19 protein-coding genes are annotated in these 19145 nt (G+C 61.6%); 12 read left to right on the top strand and 7 right to left on the bottom strand.

The features are described 5' to 3' along the window. Positions 1 to 24: 24 nt before the first annotated feature. From BLX41_RS32950 to BLX41_RS32935, 4 genes are read right to left on the bottom strand one after another with little or no spacing between them, the layout of a single operon-like run. Positions 25 to 1164 (bottom strand): HNH endonuclease, encoded by a 1140-nt coding sequence (locus BLX41_RS32950; RefSeq protein WP_148059808.1) that lies wholly within the window; start codon positions 1162 to 1164, stop codon positions 25 to 27. Continuing rightward, positions 1157 to 3031, bottom strand: a complete 1875-nt coding sequence (locus BLX41_RS32945) for an AAA family ATPase (protein WP_123728238.1) — start codon at positions 3029 to 3031, stop codon at positions 1157 to 1159. The genes BLX41_RS32950 and BLX41_RS32945 overlap by 8 nt, the downstream gene beginning before the upstream one ends. Beyond that, the gene (locus BLX41_RS32940; RefSeq protein ID WP_123728237.1) at positions 3032 to 4687 is read right to left on the bottom strand and encodes a restriction endonuclease subunit S; all 1656 of its coding nucleotides are present in this window, start codon (positions 4685 to 4687) and stop codon (positions 3032 to 3034) included. Further along, the gene (locus BLX41_RS32935; protein ID WP_123728236.1) at positions 4684 to 6561 is read right to left on the bottom strand and encodes an HsdM family class I SAM-dependent methyltransferase; all 1878 of its coding nucleotides are present in this window, start codon (positions 6559 to 6561) and stop codon (positions 4684 to 4686) included. Before BLX41_RS32935 ends, BLX41_RS32940 begins: the two co-directional genes overlap by 4 nt. Before the next feature lie 126 nt (positions 6562 to 6687). Between BLX41_RS32935 and BLX41_RS32930 the strand changes: the two genes are divergently transcribed. The 8 genes from BLX41_RS32930 to BLX41_RS32900 all read left to right on the top strand — a co-directional run bounded on the left by BLX41_RS32930 (position 6688) and on the right by BLX41_RS32900 (position 13517). Next, positions 6688 to 7299, top strand: coding sequence for a helix-turn-helix domain-containing protein (locus BLX41_RS32930; protein WP_123728235.1), 612 nt, complete (start codon positions 6688 to 6690; stop codon positions 7297 to 7299). Between the two features lie 23 nt (positions 7300 to 7322). Beyond that, a complete protein-coding gene (locus BLX41_RS32925) occupies positions 7323 to 8135 on the top strand; it encodes a ubiquinol-cytochrome C chaperone family protein (protein ID WP_123728234.1) in 813 nt (270 codons plus the stop codon). A gap of 47 nt (positions 8136 to 8182) precedes the next feature. Further along, positions 8183 to 8326 (top strand): hypothetical protein, encoded by a 144-nt coding sequence (locus BLX41_RS33975; protein WP_185073911.1) that lies wholly within the window; start codon positions 8183 to 8185, stop codon positions 8324 to 8326. Positions 8327 to 8394: 68 nt separating this feature from the next. Continuing rightward, on the top strand, positions 8395 to 9624 hold the full coding sequence (locus BLX41_RS32920; RefSeq protein WP_123728233.1) for a hypothetical protein: 1230 nt from the start codon (positions 8395 to 8397) through the stop codon (positions 9622 to 9624). A 92-nt stretch (positions 9625 to 9716) separates the two neighbouring features. After that, entirely contained in the window at positions 9717 to 10745 is a 1029-nt protein-coding gene (locus BLX41_RS32915) for a radical SAM family protein (protein WP_123728232.1), read from the top strand. Next, positions 10742 to 11587: a histidinol-phosphatase gene (locus BLX41_RS32910; RefSeq protein WP_123728231.1), complete on the top strand. Its 846-nt coding sequence runs from the start codon at positions 10742 to 10744 to the stop codon at positions 11585 to 11587. The genes BLX41_RS32915 and BLX41_RS32910 overlap by 4 nt, the downstream gene beginning before the upstream one ends. A 2-nt stretch (positions 11588 to 11589) precedes the next feature. Further along, positions 11590 to 12726, top strand: coding sequence for a hypothetical protein (locus tag BLX41_RS32905; protein WP_123728230.1), 1137 nt, complete (start codon positions 11590 to 11592; stop codon positions 12724 to 12726). Next, complete coding sequence (locus BLX41_RS32900; protein ID WP_123728229.1) at positions 12723 to 13517, top strand: glycosyltransferase family 32 protein; 795 nt, start codon at positions 12723 to 12725, stop codon at positions 13515 to 13517. The genes BLX41_RS32905 and BLX41_RS32900 overlap by 4 nt, the downstream gene beginning before the upstream one ends. A 25-nt stretch (positions 13518 to 13542) precedes the next feature. On the opposite strand, the gene BLX41_RS32895 is transcribed toward BLX41_RS32900, so the two are convergent. Together BLX41_RS32895 and BLX41_RS32890 are read right to left on the bottom strand one after the other, a co-directional pair. Next, positions 13543 to 15009: a glycosyltransferase family 9 protein gene (locus tag BLX41_RS32895; protein WP_123728228.1), complete on the bottom strand. Its 1467-nt coding sequence runs from the start codon at positions 15007 to 15009 to the stop codon at positions 13543 to 13545. After that, positions 15006 to 15626, bottom strand: a complete 621-nt coding sequence (locus tag BLX41_RS32890) for a TetR/AcrR family transcriptional regulator (protein ID WP_123728227.1) — start codon at positions 15624 to 15626, stop codon at positions 15006 to 15008. Before BLX41_RS32890 ends, BLX41_RS32895 begins: the two co-directional genes overlap by 4 nt. A 137-nt stretch (positions 15627 to 15763) precedes the next feature. Between BLX41_RS32890 and BLX41_RS32885 the strand changes: the two genes are divergently transcribed. Beyond that, positions 15764 to 16207, top strand: coding sequence for a nuclear transport factor 2 family protein (locus BLX41_RS32885; protein WP_123728226.1), 444 nt, complete (start codon positions 15764 to 15766; stop codon positions 16205 to 16207). 9 nt (positions 16208 to 16216) lie between these two features. Here the strand turns inward: BLX41_RS32885 and BLX41_RS32880 are convergent, their stop codons facing one another. Further along, complete coding sequence (locus BLX41_RS32880) at positions 16217 to 16477, bottom strand: hypothetical protein (protein ID WP_123728225.1); 261 nt, start codon at positions 16475 to 16477, stop codon at positions 16217 to 16219. A 216-nt stretch (positions 16478 to 16693) separates the two neighbouring features. Between BLX41_RS32880 and BLX41_RS32875 the strand changes: the two genes are divergently transcribed. The 3 genes from BLX41_RS32875 (at position 16694) to BLX41_RS32860 (ending at position 19005) form a co-directional block, all read left to right on the top strand. Continuing rightward, positions 16694 to 17035 (top strand): hypothetical protein, encoded by a 342-nt coding sequence (locus BLX41_RS32875; protein WP_123728224.1) that lies wholly within the window; start codon positions 16694 to 16696, stop codon positions 17033 to 17035. A 195-nt stretch (positions 17036 to 17230) separates the two neighbouring features. Further along, entirely contained in the window at positions 17231 to 17458 is a 228-nt protein-coding gene (locus BLX41_RS32870) for a hypothetical protein (RefSeq protein ID WP_123728223.1), read from the top strand. Between the two features lie 614 nt (positions 17459 to 18072). After that, on the top strand, positions 18073 to 19005 hold the full coding sequence (locus BLX41_RS32860; RefSeq protein ID WP_123728221.1) for an NAD-dependent epimerase/dehydratase family protein: 933 nt from the start codon (positions 18073 to 18075) through the stop codon (positions 19003 to 19005). Positions 19006 to 19145: the final 140 nt, after the last annotated feature.

The following is a 19145-nucleotide window of genomic DNA, read 5'->3' as shown; positions in this document are numbered from 1 at the left end:
GGATGAGTGGGTGCCGACTGAAGTTCAAGTTGTGAGGGTCTTTTTGCGGTCCTCCTTCCAGGCATCGTCCAGGTCGCGCTTCCAGGCGGCAATTCGCCGAGGGTCACCCAGGGCCTTGGCCAAGGCCTGGTGCACTTCATAGTTGGGTTCGGTTTCACTGAGCCCGTCGGTCCAGTCCTGCACCTGTTGATAGAGGCTTTGGAGCGACGTTGGGGCATCGTTTTTTCGCTGCCGGGTCAGGATGGATTTGTACAGCTTGCGGTTCTCGCCCTTGAGCTCTCGGGTCCAGCGATCTTCCAGGTGCAGGAGCCTGTTCAGATTGCGGACTCGTTGCACGTCGGCGGCGCGGGTGCTCTTGAGCATGACACCGAGCTTCTTGACGTTGAACTCCAGCTTGAGTGTGCCGGCGGGATTACGCCTGTAGGGATGGAACCACTCCTCAAAGGAGCCGCTGCTGTGCACGGGATGTGCAGCCTTGTTCTGTGGTCCATTGCACTCGCCGCAGATGGGGACCAGATTCTCCGCACACACCGCCAGCAAGGGGTAGGCGCTCTTGGGTATCCAATGGTCGACCTCGACATTGCGCAACTCTCCACCGCACATCACACAGACATGCCGGGCGTCCTGGTCCTTGTCGCCCTTGTGCAGCGCAAGAAAGCTGTCGCAAAAGTGCTGGTACTTCAGGAGCAAGCTGCGCTCACCAGTCGGGGTACCGTCGGCAAGGTAGGGCAGGCCGTCTTTAAGCCCCTTGTTGTAGAAAGCCTCCATCAGGTCCTGGAGGTTTTTTTGGTGGGCTTTGGCGTCCGGGTCGCCAGCGAAGGGGTAACCCACTGGCATCGCCGAAGCGATGGGCGCTGCCTCGAAGTAGCGGCCGATCCGGCTGGTTGCATTGATCCAGTCACGCAAGCGGTCTTTCTGCGCGTCAGTGAGTTCGGCCAGATGGGCGGCCCGCTCCAGAAGCTTGTGGCGATTGAGTTTCTTGTTCAGAAAGCCCCACAGCCAACGGCTTTCTTCCGGGCTGAGGGACAGTGTCTGCAAGTCGGCAGCCGTCAGTTGTGCTGCCCGGGTCGTAGGCTGGCACAACCACAGGGCGAACACCTGCATCATGTTCTGGCACGCCCTCAAGGCGTCGGAGCAGTCGACAGGCTCGATGGGTTTAAGCATCGGTATCGCCCCGAGCGTTGCGGCTGGCCTGGAGCTTGTCGATCAAGCCATGCAGATCGGCTTTCAAATCATCCGATTTCACCTGCTCGATCAAGGCATTCAGGGTGCGAGTGTCTTCGGTCTGCTCCCAGTGGTTGAGCCGGGCGCGCAGTTCGGAGCGATAGAAACCGGTGCCAAGCCGATTGATCACCGCCTTGAGCTGCCTGATCTGCTGGGCAGTGGGTACCTGCACCTGCTCAACATGCTCGAGAAAGGCCTCGATACGCTGCTGTGCTCGGCTGCCGATGCTGTCTTGCGTGTGAAACAGATTCATCATCAGCGCCCCGGGATCGGTGGCGAAGGTGCGGGTGCCGACCTGATTGGCTGAAGAACTGCCGTCCGCTCCCTTCTTGATAAAGATGATTTCTTCATCGAACACATCCGACAGCACGATGGCCGAATGGCTGGCGATCAGCACGCTGTTGGCGTCCTCGCCCATGGCCCGCTCGATATTGCTGACGATTTCGCGTTTCCAGGCATCGTTGAAGTGAGTTTCCGGCTCGTCGAGCAGCAGCAGGGCATCTTGCTGGCCCGCCAGCAGGTGGAACAGCGCCCAGCGCCGTAGCACCATCTGTTCGCCATCGGAAAGGTCTGCGTAGCTCATGACCCCGCTGTCGCTGGCGAACTCGTCCTCGGGCTTTTCGTTGCGCCGCAACGACATTTCGATGCCGTCGATCAGGCCTACAGCCAGCCAGCGCGACAGTTCGTTGAAGCGGCTGAAGGCACTCTGGCCGGATTCGCCCAGCATCAGGGTCAGGGCCTGTTCCTGAGTCGTTGCCTGCTGCAGTTGCGGGTTCAGGTACCGGTTATTGCCCAAGGCCGGCAGCGGGGCACCCACATCAAAGTGCAGCACCCGCAGGCGATTGGCGGGGTCGGGTTGGGCCAGCACCTCGCCGGCCACCAGCATCAGGTCGTGCATTTTGCTCTGCAAGGCCCGGGGGGCAGCCAGGGCCCGCTCCAGGTCCACTCGCAAGCGCACACTGACCAATCGATGCCAGCCGGCCTTTTCGAACAGGCCGGCCAGCCCCCGATCATTCTGTGGCGGCTGGCGTTGCAGCATCAGGTCCTGCAGGACCACGGCCAGCAAGGCTGCATCCGGGCGACCGTCGCTGAGCAGGATGGGACGGTTGAGCTGGTCGCTGGCGTCGTCGGTGCTGTGGGGCAGGGAAGACTGCCCCTGCGAAGCAGGTTCGCTGCCACCCAGTGACGCCTCATCTTGATAGGTCCAGCCAACGGGGCGTTCCAGTTCAAACGGATATTGCTCATCGCTCTTGAAGCGCAAGGCGCTAGCCGCCTGCTCCAGCGGCGGTCGCCAGATATCCTGCCACGCCCTCCAGGAGCCGGAGGTGTAGGCCAGCACCCTGGGCAGCAGGTCCGTCACGGCTTGCGGGTAAGCCCCTTCCTTGATTCGCGGCATGAACTGCGGCAATTGCTCTGTGCCCAGTTGCTCGATGAGCGCTTCGAAATCCGCGCTGTCTGCGTTCTTTGCGATGGGCGCGCCCTCAGCCAGCCACAGGCTAGTGGATACCGCAGTTCCAGCACTCTTGAAAACCACGCTGCGTAAATTGCCATTGCCGACCGCGCCCAGTTCATAGACGAGGGTGAAGGCGAAGCCTGGCAGTCGGCCATCGGCCAGTGCGATATAGATCGATGCGATGGCGCGCAGCAAATGGCTTTTACCACTGCCATTGAGGCCCACCACGAAGTGGATGGCGCAGGGTTGTGCCTGGTCCTGGATCAAGGCTTCCCAGGGGGCGTCCTGGGCGAAACACACCTTGAGCTGGCTCAGGGGGGCGTAGAGGTTCAGATTCAAATAACGCAAACGCATTTATTGCCCCTTGTTCGAACGGCTGATGCTGTCGCGAAAGCGCTTTGCATCCTGCATGGCGCTGTCTTCCTCGACGCGCCCCGAGTCGCTGATCCGATAGACCCTGAACGCGGTCATGAACTCGCCTTCGGTGGAGCTGCCTGCTCCTCCCGGAATGCTCATTTTACGGATCAGCCCCAGTGCTGCGATTTGCTCCAGGGTACGGAACACGGACACCGTCGATACCCCCGATTCATGTTGCACAGATCCCAGGTTGAGGCAAAAGGCTTCGACGGCATCCTGATCATCGATCAGCAAGGGCAACGGCAGTTTGTTCAAGGCCTCCCAGACCCGTGACTGGAAGCCCGAAAGCTGGGTGGCAACAGTCGCCCGCGCACTGCGCGAGACAGTCCCGACCGGCTCGGGAGCTTCGGGCAGCGCAGGATGTGCGACGTGCAGCGGACGTGGCCTTGCAATGCTCCGGGTTTGCTCTTGAGCTCGCCATTTAGCTGAAAGACTGGAAGTGAAAGCCTCCGTCAGCATGGCCTCGCCAAGCCGCCGGGCCGTTTCCAGCGCATCGTTAATGCGCTTGAGGGGCACTTCACGCAGCAGGTTGACGATGAACTGTTGCCGTTCCAGCGGGGGCAGTGGCAACTCCAGGCGCTCGAAGAAGGAGCGGGAAATTCGCCCGGGAATGCGGTCCCGTGTGGTAACGGGCAGATGCTGGCGCAGCCACGACAACCGCATGAAACAGGCCAGGTACTCGGGCAGAACTGCAGCGCCGGGGCGCAGCACCTGGAAGGCTGCCGAAGCAAAAGGAGTTGCGGATTCATCTGAAGGGACGACGAAGGCGGTACCCCGCGACCTCGTACCCCGAGTGAGGTTAAACAGAACATCATTGGCCTGGACTTCAACACAGGATGGACCCAGCTCTTCGAGCTTGAGCCGCTGCGGCTGTCCCTGGCCGGTGACGGGGTCAATGCCTTGCAGGGTGAACAGATCTGCCCGGGCAGGCGCGTGGTTTTCTCCGGGACTGAGTCTGGGGGGATTGAACTCAACATGGGCCGATAGCTTGACCCAGGGCCAGGCCTGGACCGTTTCTCCGGAAACCAGCAGCTCCAACGCCAGGGCGTCGGATAGATCAATGACCCTGTCCAGAGCGTCCTGGTAAGGCGTCAGAGAAGCTTTTTGCAGCAACTGCACAAGGTATTCCTGCTCTTCCAGCGGCGGTACAGGAATGGCCAGGTTCTGGAAAAAGCTGAGCGGAATGCTCAGTTGGCTCTGCGTACCTCTGTTGGTGCCCAGAGCCGCCTGCCGGAGCCAAGGCTGCTGAATAAAATGCAATAGGTAGGCAGGGAGTACCTGAGGGCCGGCACGCAGGGCCAGAAAGTGTTGAGCCAGGCCAAGCTCAGTGACCAGACCGGAGATGATGGTCGCCTGCATGACGTCTCGGCCACGGGTTGCGATCAATACATCCCCATTCTGAAATAGCACGCCCTGACGAGGGGTCTCGCCGTAGGCAAGAAGACTGGGGCCGGGGTTCTGCCCATTCAGGTCATCGAGCAGGCTCCTGGGAAAGAAACTCACTGGGGTTTCAGGGGGCGGACGCTTGGTGCGTGGATTGAGCTCACAGACATCCAGCAGTCCGACTTCCCGCCAGGATGCCGGCAGGCTCATTGCACCTCCCCAATCAGGTCGCGCAAATAACGCAGTTGCTCAATGACCTCAAGTTCGATGGTTTCCAGTTCACCGATCAACTGCAGGGCTGTGCGATCACCGCCGGACCTGGGTTGTTCTATGACTTTGTAGTCTTCGATATCCAGGCTCCATTCCTTGGCCTCGATGCAGTCGGGGTCCAGGAAATTGGAAAACAGAGCATCGGCACCTCTTAACTTGCGACGTACAGGAACCTGCCACTGCCTGACCTGAGTGGCGTTGCGCCTGCTTTCGTCATTGATTGAGGACCAATGAGGATCTTGCCCGGCGCCTGCTTGGAAATACACTTCCTTGCTCCGCTCCCAAAGCCCCAGCCCCCGCTGACGTATCCGGAAATGCACAAGGGCATCGAACAAGTCGTTGTCCGCATCGGCGGGCAGCTCTTCGCGCTTGCTGTCCATCGAGTACCCATCTTGGGTCACTTGATAAAACCAGACTGCGTCAGTTTGTGGTGTCGCATCGTATGACTTGGTCTGCGCTTGCTGATCGCCTGTCTTGCGCACCACCAGAATCGCGGCCTTGATCCCGGTGTAAGGATTGAAGATCTCTCCGGGCAACAGGATCACCGCCTCCACGCAGTGTTTGCACAGCAGCTCACGACGCAGCTCGATCTGGGCCTGGGAGCGGCCGACCAATAGATTCTGTGGAATGATCAACGCCGCGCTGCCACCAACTCGCAACAGGCTCAAGGCTCGCCAGACAAACAGCAGCTCCACCTTGTCTGACCTGTTGCCCTGGTCGTCCCGGGCATAGAAGGGCAGGTAGTTTGCCTTCGCGGCTTCCTGTGGATCGATCCGGCCGCCAAATGGCAGGTCGCTGATGACAAAGTCGTAACTCTCGTTCAGCAAAGATTCTGCGGCCCCTTGAGCGTCACCAGTGGCCAGGCTGTTGCCTTGCATGCACTGTGGCTGCTCAATGTCATGCAGCAGGAGATTGACCCAGCCAATCCGCGCCAGGGTATGGCTGAGATCAATGCCCACCAGAGAGCGGCCGTCATGGATCCGTTTTTTGCCACTGGCCGACAACCTGGCAGACCTGGACAACATGTATTGCAGAGTACACACCAGAAAGCCGCCCGTGCCGGCTGCGGGGTCGATGATCCGTTGCCCGGGCAGAGGGTCCAGCAGTGCCGTCATGAACCGGGTGATATGCCGTGCGGTGACGAGGGGGCCGATATTGCTGGTGGCCGAACCCTGGGTAAACAGATACTCGAACACCTCTGCGGATGAAAACCGTGCCTGACGCTTTTTCCCGGTATAGGGGAACAGTTCGTCAATGCCGTGCACCAAGCCCCTGAGCGCCTGGTTTTTGCTCGGATCGAGCTGAAAGTAGGCGTCACTCAACATGCCGTTCAAGCCCAATCGCCTGGCCAGGGATGGATAGTCGCCGATGCGCATCTCCAGGCTGCGCAGCCATGGAAAAACCCGGTCATTCAAGTAGGTGCCAGGGGCCGGCTGCTCCAGTAAGGCCTTCCAGAGCGAGTAGTGTTTGTTCGGCGGGCCTTCCTCATCAGGCATGAGCAACTGGAAGATCGACGGCAACCCATCCTCATCCGGCTCAGCGGCCATGCCATCCAGGCGCTTGAGAAAGATCAGGCAGGCAATCTGTTCCAGTGCCACGTAGGGCGAGGAGGCCAGCCCGGCGCCGGACACCAGGTCCCAGAGCGAGGCAACTTTTTTCCGGATATCAGGAGGAAGCATCGTAGTCCTTTGCGATTGAGGTCGGGGGCAGCGAAAAGGTGGCAAGTATAGAGGGTTTGTCGCGGTGCGATAACAGCACAGGGCTAGCGTGCGGTGCGCCCGCAGATCGGCGCCAGAGGCCGTATTTTCGAGCATTTCGGCAATTTATGGAGTGCGCACGCTCCATTCTCTTAAGCAAGTGGAGTGTATAGGCTCCAAGTTTGATATCTATTGGCCACTGCTGCGGATATTGTGCGTCCATCAAGTTGCAGGACGACAACCATGGATACCAACGGATCAGTACAGTCTCTGCCCAGGACCCTGGGGCAATGCTTCAGCGACAACCTCAGCGCGGTGCTGGCAGTGGCCGGTGCAGCCCGGGACAACCACGCACCGGGTGCCTTTTCAGCGGTGCGCATGCAGCGCAGGACAGGGATCGCCCGCAGCACCCTGCGCGCACTCAAGTCGGCCGAGGCCAATCCGGATCTGAGCACCATCAGCCGCCTGGCCGATGCCCTGGGTGTGCCGCCGGCTTTCCTGCTCATGCGCCCGGAAGATTGGGAGCAGTTGGCGGCGGCCATCGGCGACAGCGGCGATTACCTGGCAGCGGCCGACAAACTGCTGCGCGAGGAGCGCCTGGAGGCGAGAAATCCGGTGGAGAAGGTGTTGCGTGAATGCAAGGTCCATCCGGATGCGCGGCCCATTGGGGTGGGCGCATCGCCCGAGGTCAGCCGGGTCAACGCCAGGGATGAATGGCGGCGGCGCAGCTGCCTCAAGTTCGATGCCTTGATGTTGCGCCAGACTCGCGCCCCGCGGACCCGCGTCATGCTGACCGCCATCGCCGGTGCGCTGGTGAGCCGAGCGACCCCACATAACCCCAGCAACGACCAATAAACTTTTTTAAGAGGAGTCGCAGCATGCCCATCATCCACGACCCCGATCTTGCCGATGTCCTGATGAGCGCCGCCGCCGACGATGTCAGGTTGCTGATCGATGTGATCACCGACAACGGCAAGGGCCGTATCTCTCTGTCGTCCTCTGTGTGTCGCCAACTGACCGCGGCCAAGGACAGCGAGCTCAATGAGCTGGCGCGGGCCATGGTGGCCGAAGAACTGACCCGCTTCGGCGGCAACTCGATGATGAACATCCTTCGGGGTGGGAGCGGGGTGCCGTACCGGGAGCTGTTGAGCGACGTCGCCAGCCATGTAAAGGCCTCGAAGAACGACACGGACACCTGCGCCCAGATGGAAATGACCATCATCGGCAAGGTGCTTGAACAATCCATCGGCCGGATGAGCGAAGAGGACAAGGCCACCTTTTTCGAATCCATGGGCACCACTTACCGTCCGGGCATGGGCCCTGGAGCCCTGGCGACCCTGATCGCCACCCTGAGCGCCTCCGGGCTGGGTTCCTACAACGTGGCCGCCCTGGTGGCGAGCGCGACCCTGAGCAGCCTGGTGGGCAAGGGCGTGGCTTTTGCGGCCGGCTCAACGGCTCTGGGCCGGGGCCTTGCGGTGCTTGCCGGGCCGGTGGGCTGGGCCATTACCGGCATCTGGACCGCGTTCGATCTGGCCAGCCCGGCGTACCGGGTGACGGTGCCCTGTGTGATTCAGATCGGCCACATGCGCCAGAAAATGCTGCTCAAGAGCACCTGTCCCGGTTGCTACGCGCCGATCACCCCAGGCAGCAATTTCTGTGGCCGCTGCGGTGCCCGGCTGAACCCGGGATAAGCGCACGGCCCTTGTCTACCACGCCATCGATAAAGGAAGAGTTCGCCATGAATCCTACGATTTCGCCCCTCGAATTCCTGCTGGTCAATGTCATCTGTTTCGCCGCGGGCGCAGCAGCGGCTGGCGCTATCTACCTAGGGGCCAAGGCCTTCTACGCCGCTGGCCGGCGCTCGGCGCACAGTGCCTGTTGAGCCCTGTATCCATTGAAAGGCTCGACCGTCTGCGTTGGGCGTATTGAGTGAAATAAGGATCAGATACCGTGTATACCAACGACCACGCGACCCGACTTGTATTCCTCAACACCGAGGCCGAGCGCATTGCCTCAAGCATGCAGCGCACCCAGGACAAGCTGGACTGGTTGAACGACTTTGACAGTGCCCAGAGCCACTCCAGCCTGGCCCGGTTGAAGCGTGAGATGCAGGCCGCCCGGGAGCGCCAGGGCCAACTCGAGCAACTGCTCAAGTCCAATCAAAGCCAATTGGACAGTGCCCAGGAGCAGGCCGCCGCCGGATTCAATCCTGGCCACTGGTTCTCCACCGAGCGCAGTGTCGCCAAACGACTGGTGGAGACGTTGACGGGGCGGATCAAGGCGCTGCAACGCAACCTGATCGACGTTCGCGCCGAGCTCGTCGAGTACGGTGTGCAGGAGCAGCGTCTGGAGCAGGACCTCAAGCGCTACCGCAGCTTCGACCCCCTGGAGGCCCAGGCATTGATGGCCCAACTGCGCGATGAGCAAGGGCAACTGAGGCTCACCATCGAGCAGACCCGCAAGTCCAGCGAGCGCTGGGAGGCCGCCGCCGGCCAGGTTTCCCGCGAATGGCAGAGGGCCAAGAGCACCCTGGAGCGGCTCGAACGGGACATTGCCGAGGCCGACGCATTCTATGAGGCCTTGAATCAGGCCCAGAGCGCTCGGGAGCGCGCGCAGATCCACGAAGCCTGCGCTCGGCATTTTGGCTCGGGTAACAGCAGCCCGCGCAGCCTCCTCAAAGACCTCAAGTACGAGCAGCGCAAGGTGACCCAGGATGCGGAAAAACTGCAGCTGCGCCTGCGGGACGTGGTCCGTCTTCTGCAGAACGAGATCGGCACGCTGATCGTCGACGGCAACAACCTGTGTTACGCCCCTACGGAGAACGGCCAACGGCGCTTTATCGGCCTTGTGGCACTCAAGGCGCTGGTGAGCCACCTGTGCGCCACTTACAAAGTGACCCTGGTGTTCGATCCGGGTATCCGCCAGCAGTTGAAGATGGACGACGGCGCCCTGCAAGCGGCCTTTCCCAACGCCACCGTGGTGGTGATGAACGACAAGGCCAAGGCCGACGAAGCCATTCTGGCGGCCGCCGAATTCGACGAGAGTGCCTACGTCATCAGCAACGACCGCTATGCGGACTTCCCGGAAATGGCCAGCGTGCGCGAGGGCAGGGTACTGACCCACATCATCCACCCACGCTCGGTACAGATTCAGCAACTGCAGATCAATCTCCAGTACTGACCGGCATCGGCAAGACCCTTGACGACCTGCTCACAGGATCTGCGTGATCCTGGGGCCAGGTATTTGCAAACCATTGGAACGAGTCAACAGGCATGGACCTCCAAGGACATCTGCTGTACATCGACATCACCCAGATCTGTGGCATCGGCTGTGCGTTCTGCATGTACGCCGACAAGCACAAGTCGGGCATGAGCATGGAACTCTCGACCCTGGCCCGGGAGAACCTCGCGGCCCTGATCAATGCCCCCGCCGTGAAACGGATTTCCATCAGCGGCGAAGGCGAGCCTCTGAACAACGCCAAGGTGTTTCACGAGATCCTCGGGCTGTCCCAGGGCGGCAGGAGCTTCGAGTTCATCACCAGTGGTTTTTTTCCCCACGACAAGATGCTCGACTTCTACGAGACCACCAATCGCATCGTGGTGGGCAACGGCGATACCTGCAATATCCGCTTGAGTGCCGACAGCCACCATATCGAGAAAGTCAAATGGCGCGCCCACGGCCTCAGCCTGGATTACTTGCGCAAGCAGCGCCCGGCCGGCCTGGGGTTTTCGTTTCGCTCCATTGACACCGATCGCCCGTTCACCCGGGACTACCTGCTGAGCGAACTGGCCCAGTGGGGCATCCACGGCAGTATCGAGGCGCGCAACGCTCTTGAGGATGTACTGGTCACGGCAGACGGGCGCTTCGGCATCGACTACAAGAATCTGGTGCACCCGGCAGCGGACACTGCGCCGGGTTATCTGAACCTGCATGACTACATCGAGGCCATCGAGGCCAAGATCAACAAGCGGTTCACCTTCGGCAGCCTGAACCAGCCACCGCTGAGCAACGGCATGGATGTCACCGTCAAGCCCAATGGCGATGTCTATCTGTACGGCATCGAGAACCAGCGCCTGGGCAACCTGCATTTTGACCGCGTGTGCTGGGAGCAACTGGCCGCCCATGTGCGGGAAACACCACTGGTGCGCACCCTGTACACCCAGCCCCTGGCCGACCTGCTGGCACGCTTCGACAAGATGGAACCGATGCAGTCGATCCTGGCCAAGGCCAACAATCCCTATTGGCTGGTCAAGGAACTGGCGAACCACGATGGCCTGCTCGAACAACTGGTGCCCGCATGATCGATTCCCACAGCCACACCTTCTATTCCAAGCACGCGGTCGGCACCGTGGATGAACTGGTTCGCGCTTCGATCAAGGCCGGGGTGAGCATCCTCACCATCACCGATCACGCGCCCTTTACCGTGGACCGCGACAACCGCCTGCGGCTGTCCGAACTCGACCGTTATTTCGCCGACATCCACCAGGCGCAACAGACCTATCAGGGGCAGATCCAGATCCTGCGTGGCCTGGAGTTCGACTACATGCCCGGCTCCGACCTCTACAACCGTGAACTGCTGGACCGCTACGAACTGGACTTCGCCATAGGTTCGATCCATTACGTCGAAGTGCCCGGCGAGCCCATGGTCAAGGTCTGGGAACTGCCCCGGCTGGCCGGTCAGGCCTTCCTCGATCGTTATTTCGCCGATCTGGAGGCGCTGCTGGACAGCGGCCTGTTCGATGCCGTGGGGCATGCCGACACCTTGCTGCGGGGCGTGCCCGAGGAGATTGTGCTGCGCCGACTGGAGCCGTTACTGGGGCTTTTTGCGCGCAACGGCGTGGCCTATGAACTGAATGCTTCGGGGCTGCGCAAGTCGAGCCTGGACCCCGAAACGGGGTGCGAGGTGCAGGGGCTGTGGTCCTACCCGTCACGGCTGCTGTTGCCGCAGTTGATCGCACACGACGTGGCCCTCACTGTCGGCTCCGATGCCCACGATCCTCGGGATGCCGGTGGGGGCATCCGCGAACTGTTGCACGCACTGCAACCCCTGGGGCTGCAGCGCATCAGCTATTACCAGCGCCGTCGTCGAATCGATGTGTCCCTTGGGGACGCCATGGCCATCAACGTGAAGGGAGGGGGCTGACTATGGAGACGACCCTGTCCGATACCAGGACCGAAGCTCAATGGAGCACCCTGAGCGCTCTGCCTGTCGATCTGCAGTTGCGCCGGTTCCGTCAGGCGGCGGCACAGTGCCGTCCCCAGGACGTCAAGCTGGGCTTGCGAGCATTCGCCGCGGACCTGTTGGCCCGCAACCTGATCGACATGCCGGAGTACGTGTCGGTGTTGGGTGGCCACGCCTTGAACTGCCTGTCGCCGGGCGCCCCGGGTGCGTTCCGCGACATGGCCAGCGGCGCCGATGCCACCCCTCTGGTACAGGCCTACAGCCGGGCCAAGTACGGCAGCATGCAGGATATCCGCTACTTGGCGTGGCGGCTGATCGAGCATCTGTGCGAGCAACTGGAGCAACCCCAATCCCATTGGGCACGGCTGTTTCGCAGCGCCAGGGCGAGCGGCGACAACGTGGTGATGATGACCACCGGCTGGCGTAATGTGCCGTCCACCGCAAACGTGCTGTACGACCTGGTGGTGGAGGAGATCAACGTCAAGCTGGCGCACATGGGGCTGCCGACGATCATCAACGTCAAGCTCCCGCGGATTGCACCGCCTTGCGAGAACTACGCCAGCCTGAGTACCGAGGAGCGTGAGCGGGTGAATCTGGTCCAGGACCATGTCATTCCCGCCGCGAACTTCTACCGCTGGAGCGGGGTGCATGTGATTTTTGGCGATGATGTGCTGGTCACCGGTTCGACGGCGGACAAGGTGCTGTACGAGTCCCTGTGCAACGGTGCCAAATCGTTCCAGGCGATCTACCCGGTGGCCATCGATCCACGGGTCGCCCTGGCCGACGCCAGGATTGAAGAGCGGCTCAATCATATGGTGATCAAGCAGGCACTGGACCAGACCCTGGCCGCACTGCTGTCCGAAGCCGATTACCAACCGATCCTGCGGACGTTGCGCTTGCTGTTTTGCGCCAGTAATCGTCAGGCCCTCGCCGGGTTCCTGCCCAGGGTGCCCATGGACAACTGGCTGCGCCTGTACAAGTCGGCCCTGGGCAACGAGTTCCTCGCGCAGGACGAGTGCGCGCCGTCCCTGGCGCTGCTCAAGCAGTATCTGGCCGAGGCCGGGTTGCTCAGCCCCAATGGCCTGGCGGTGCGCCAATGAACCCCGGAGCCGTGCGCTATGTGAGCTACTGGGAGACGGCCCCGGGACAATCGATGCCGCCCTACGTGGCACTGGGGCTGGTTTCGATCCGACGGGCACTGGGGGACGCCTTCCTGCTGCTGACCCCCGCCACGGCGGCCAGGCTCATCGACCCACAGATCCTCGGCAAGGCATGGGGCTTCGAGCCCCTGGCCTTCACTTTGGCAGCCGGCATCGAGGCCATCGTCGCCAAGAGCGACCTGATCCGCATGGCCTACGTCCACCAGTACGGCGGCGCCTGGGTCGATGCCGACAGCATCTTCCTGCGTGACCCGACCTCCGTCCTGTTTCCCGATGGACTCAGCCCCGGGCTGCACTGGTACAGCGAAAGCCTGTTCGCCTCACAGCCGGGCAACGCGCTGCTGGCCGAGGCCCTGACCGCCGCCTTGGCGGGCGGCACCCATCGCTGGGGCAATCCGGGAGGCATCAAGGACATCGTGCAGCGCCGGGTCGGAGAGTGGGTGCCCATTGCCCCCAGCGTGGTCGACCCCGGCTACCGCCCGCAGTACAACTTCGCCAGCTGTGAGGTGATGCACCGCCAGGATCTGCCGGTCGCCGATTTCCTGCTGGCCGACGTGGCTTTGCTCAAGCTCTACAACACCTACTTCAAGCGCACCGCCCAGCGTGTCGAGACGGTGGCGCAGTTCCTGGCCGGCGGCACGTTACTGGCCAGGTTGTTCCTGCATATCGAGCCTGATTCCGGCTACTGGCTGGAGGAGACAACGCGGCTGATCCAGAGCTGTGAACCGTAACGCCGGTACGGGCCTGCGACAGGGCTCACGATTCCAGCGCAGCCACGGCACTGGCGCGCAGGTGGACGCGACAGCTGGAGACACCGGACAGATCCAGGCGTGGGGCAATCACTTCATGGATGGTCGGCGTCTGCCGGTGAGGAGAACCGTGGGCGATATACAGCCAGGCGGGAAAACGCTGGGGGCGTCGATCGAGCTGCAACTCGATCCGCAGCAGGTCGAACACCTCCGTGGTTCGCCCGCTGGGCGTCCAGGCGAGTGGAGCGCTGCGGTGATCGGGCGCACTGATCACCAGCGGGCGTTGCAACTCCAGGTTGATGGTTGCGGGATGGCAATTGCCAACCTCGGGAAAATCCCGGCTCAGCAGCGGTAGCTGACGGGCCAGGGTACCGGTGGCCACCCCCAGGCCGGAAACAATGCGGGCTTGGAGCACGAGTTGCGGGCCGCCGGGATCAAGCGCGTCGGCCAGTAGCCTGTGCAGGCCATCGACCACCTCCTGGACGGCAAACCGGTTCATGTCTTTCCTGCCTGTACGGCGGTACTGCGCTACGTCCTGCTGGCTGTAGACCACCAGAGTGGAAGGCGCGGGCGGTGGCAACCACGGATTGTGTTCGGCCCCCATGGCCGGGTAGATGGCGATCAGCCGGGTCCCCAGCCCGACGGCCATGTGCACGATCGCGGTATCGACACTGATCACCACCTGGGCACGTTGCAGATACCCCGCAGCGTCTCTGGGGGTGGCCAGGTCCTCGAGGGCTTGCACATTGTCCCGGGCCACGGCGGCCGCCAGTTGTGCGGCGTCTGTGCGGGTGGCGGGGCTGCAGAGTATCCCCAGGGCCTTGTCGGGGCAGGCATCGGCAATGGCGCGCAGCAATGCCAGCGACTGGGCCGGGGACAGGCTCTTGTCCGGCCGGCTTCCATAGGGATTGATCAGGATCTGCGGCGCGGCGCTGGGCTGGAAGTGCTCGGGAAGCGGAACCATGTACTGGCACTCGACCGCACTGGCCCCCAGATCCAGGAGCACCCGTTCCAGGCACTGGGCGTAACTCAGGCCCTGGGTCGCGGCGCCGAACTTGCGATTGACGCAGCGCAGCTCGTCATCGAAGGAGTAGACCCGCGACGGCCGCAGCAACCGCAGAAAGACGATTTCTGCCGGCTGAATCCGGCCCACCAGATGGACCACTGCATCCACCTGGCCCAATTGCCCGGCAATCTTGCACAGCTCCAGCAGCCCGGGATTGGCCTGGGTGACTATGACCCGGTCCACGCCAAAGTCCTGGGCGTGCAAGGGGGCAAGCTCCGGCACCGTCAACACAGTGACCCGGGCATTGAGCTTGCGCGCCTCGCGAAAGAAGAACGAGGACACGATCGAATCGCCCAGTTTGGCATCCCACCGGGGGACCACTATGTGCAGGCCGGCAGCGGGCGTAGCCGATCCGGGCCGGCGATCCGCCAGCGCACGGAACAGGCCGCGGGCGATGGCCTTCTTCATTCCCGGTTACCGGCCTGGAACAGTTGCAGGAAGCCTTGCAGGGTGCTGTCGACGAAGCGCTGGTCCGAGGTGCCGGCCGGAAAGTGCAGGACGCCATGGATCACCAGTGATGCCAGGCCATGGGTATAGGACCAGCCGGCGAGGGCGGCCCGACGGACTTCGGCGTGTTCGATGTCCAGCTCGAGGATTTCGGCAATGATCCGTCGCAGTTCGCCAAAGGCGTGGTTGCGGGCATTGAGTAGTTGTGGAGGCATCTGGCCGTTGGCGAACTCGGGGCCGAACATCAGCTGGTACAGCGCCGGGTTGGCGCGGGCAAAGCTGAAGTAGGCCAGGCAGGCATTGCGCAACTTCTGCAGGCCGCTCTGGGTACTGTCCCGGGGCAACACCTGGGCCAATTCGTGAAAGCCTTGAGCCGCCAAGTGGCCGATGAGCTCTGCGCGATTGGCGTAGTGGTGGTAGGCCGCGGTGGCACTGACCCCGACCCGCTCGGACACAGCCCGCAGCGACAGCTTGGTCGGGCCGACTTCCTCGAGCATGTCCCGGGCCGCATCGAGCAGTTGCGGTGCCAGATTGCCCACGTGGTAGGAATCCCGGGAGCGCGAGGAGTGCTTGGTCATGTCTGGAAGGCCCCGAATGGCTTCGACTGGAAGGCAAAAAAACGCCGCAATCTTATCATGATCAAGAATCTTGACGGCGCTAAGATTGGCTCGTAGCCTGGGCGCCACAACAACAAGACCACCTAAGGAAGCCCCCCATGTCCGAACTGAAACTGCAACCCCAGGCCCATGCATCCTTGCAACGCTGGCACGCCATGGTCGCCGAGCAAGACCTGCGCGACTTGCCCGAACTGCTGGACCCCAAAGTGGTGTTTCGCTCGCCCATGGCCCATACCGCCTACCCGGGAGCCCAGGTCGTGGCGACCATCCTTGGCACGGTGCTCGATGTCTTCGAGGAATTTGCCTATCACCGCGAACTGGCCACCGCCGATGGCCTGAGCGTGGTGCTGGAGTTCAGTGCCCGGGTCGGCGACAAACAGCTCAAGGGCATCGACATGATCCGCTTTGACGAGAGCGGCAAGATTGTCGAATTCGAGGTCATGGTGCGACCCATGAGCGGGTTGCAAGCCCTGGGAGAGGAAATGGGCAAGCGTTTGTCCGCCTACCTCGCCGCCAGCAAGGGTGCGCTGCCGGCACCCTGAGAACCCCGGTTATTCGAGGGTTTCACCGGCGTCCGGGGTCAGCCAGGACGCCACCACCCGCCGGTCCAGCTCTTCCCAGTCCGCCATTCCCAGCACCCGAGTGGTGTTCAGGCCGCGCAAATAACCGCGCAGTTGGTAGGCAACCGCCTGCAGCGTCTGCGGTTCGGCGCTGTTGTCACGCAGTACACTTTCATACTCGACCAGATAGTCGGCCACCCGTTCGCGAAATTCCGGCAGCACGGCATCGCGGATCAGATCAAAAGTTCGCACACACAAATCCTTTTTTTAGTTGTAGTTCGGCTGTCAGGCAGTCTGCACGGGGCGCAACTATTGGTTCAAGCAATAGTGACAATCAAGCAACACAAGTTCTGCCTGGAGCGACAAGCATGGACAATCGCCCCCGACGAAAAACCATGATCGCAAGGGCGGCGCCCGTGACGCCGACCCCTTGCGCACCGACTCCGGCTTTATTTCAGGACTTCCCCGATGCGCCTTCCATTGATTCCCGCCATGACCCTGGCCTCCTTGCTGCTGGCCGGTTGCGCGACTGCGCCGAACGACCCGACCCTGGTCATGCAGACCCACAAGACTCCAGCCGAGTACGCCGAGTGTGTGGTCCCCAAACTGCAGAGCCGTGCCCAGACGGCCAGCGTCTCGCAATCACAGCGCGGCTACCGGATCGTGGTCACCAGCAAAGTCGCAGCGGACAACGTGCTGGAAGCCTACAAGACGCCCAATGGCGGCAAGGTGTTCCTGTATGAGCGCCACTTGCTGGCCTCGAGTTTTGCGCCATCGAGTTTCGAGCGCGCTGCGCAGGAGTGCCTGTAGCCCGGCGCGGGCCGATCGGTGCTGACGGAATTCACCGCCCGCCGGATGAGCGTGCGAGTTCGAGTGCGCCGGTCAGTGCAGGCAACCCCTTCGCCGCCCCGAGCCGGATCGATTTGAACTACTGGTTTTGCAGGTAATCAACGACACAAGGGACAAGATTTCTTCGCGCTGCTATGTCGCCACCAGGGCACAACCATGAAGTCCTTCGACGATTTCCGGCTTGAAGCGTACAAGCTGCTACTTGAGCTGGATGCTGCAACGACGGGCATGATGATGCTGGTTTCCGCACGACAGAACTGCGGCCCTGAGTGGGACAACGCAACCTGCCGGCATCAACAGGCTTATGAGGCCTGGGTGCGGTTTCTCGGCGATCAGTCCCGGCAGCCCCCTTTGCAAGGGCCAGAGCGGGGCCGCATTCAATAGCGCTTCTATACGTGGGCATAGGGTGTGCTATCGAACCCTCCCCACTCATTATCAGCCCATCATGTCCACGCTAAGCGAAGAGAGTCGCCAGATCGTAGCGTCTCTGGCGCGCCGTGTTGGCCCGGAGGCTGACGTTGCCAGCATCGCCCAGGGTCATGGCGGAACGGTGACCGGCATGAGCGCAGGCAGCGGCAAAGGCAGTCGCTTCGTGGTGATTCTGCCCCTGGTAAGTCATTTAATTTTCACGCCTACCCCGTAGGGGAGATCGCCTGATGCCATCACCCTCAGGGCTGATCGCCTTGATCCAGAGCCTTGAAGTGATAATCCGTCAATATATTGGCCATTTTTTGGCTTTGCTGCTGAAAAAATAATAATTCGACGCAATATTGACGCGACGGCATTTTTATCCCAGTATTTCGCCACTGAGCGCTTGATTCTATTGATGTTTTTTTGACGTCAGGGTTTCGAAAGTTCTGCCAAAAAGGCGCTTTAGCCTTTGAAAGAGAGCAAGTACCCAAGGAAATATTGGCCCAGGGGGCTAATAGCCATGGCGTATTCAGTGGGTGTGCTAGCTTCAAACGGCGCAGCTGCGATATTTTTCTTCGGGATGATCTATGTCTACTGAACGGATACTGGTGACAGGGGGCGCGGGCTTTATCGGTTCGCACCTGGTCGATGCGCTGTTGGCCAAAGGCTATGGAGTCCGGGTTCTGGATGACCTTTCTACCGGCAAGGTCAGCAATCTGCCGGTGGACCATGCAGCTCTGGAGCTCGTCGTCGGTGATGTCGCCGAGGCCGCGACCCTGGCTGAAGCCATGCAGGGCTGTGGCGCGGTGGTGCACTTGGCGGCTGTCGCTTCGGTCCAGGCCTCGGTTGAGGACCCGGTGCGTACTCACCAGAGCAACTTCATCGGCACACTGCGGGTGTGCGAGGCCATGAGCGCCGCCGGTATCCGCCGAGTCGTGTTTGCGTCCAGTGCCGCCGTCTATGGCAATAACGGGGAGGGCACCCCGATAGACGAAGACACGCCCAAGTCTCCCCTCACGCCCTATGCGGCGGACAAGCTCGCCAGCGAGTACTACCTGGATTTCTATCGTCGTCAGCATGGCCTGGAGCCGGTCATCCTGCGCTTCTTCAATATCTTCGGGCCACGCCAGGACCCGTCGTCGCCGTACTCCGGCGTGATCAGCATCTTCAGCGAACGGGCCAAGAGCGCACGCCCCATCACCGTGTTCGGTGACGGTGGCCAAACCCGCGACTTTGTCTATGTGGAGGACCTGGTAAAGATCCTGGTCCAGGGTCTTGAACGCCCGACACCAACAGCCGATGCCACCAATGTCGGCCTCAGTGGCGTGACTTCGCTCAACGACCTGATTGCCGCGCTGGAACAGATCAGCGGCAAACCACTGAACGTGAGCCATGGGGCGGCCCGTTCCGGCGATATCCGTCATTCGAAGGCCGACAACCGGCGTTTGCTGGAGCGCTTCGACCTGGGGACGCCGACCAGCCTGACCGAAGGCCTGGCACGGCTTTACCGCAGTCTTTAGCTTTCTGGTCTTGCGGGGGCCCGTTTCAGGGCACTTGAAAGTCTGATGTTGTGCGCATTGATCTACTTGAAGAGTGAGTTATGGACATCGAGTTTCGCAGGGGGCGTGTCTGCAAAGTGGTACGGCGTCTGTTTACCGCA

The organism is Pseudomonas protegens, from assembly GCF_003732485.1.
Classification (GTDB): Bacteria; Pseudomonadota; Gammaproteobacteria; order Pseudomonadales; family Pseudomonadaceae; genus Aquipseudomonas; species Aquipseudomonas protegens_B.
The sequence above is the reverse complement of the archived record's forward strand: the minus strand, read 5'-3'. Positions and strand labels throughout refer to the sequence as shown.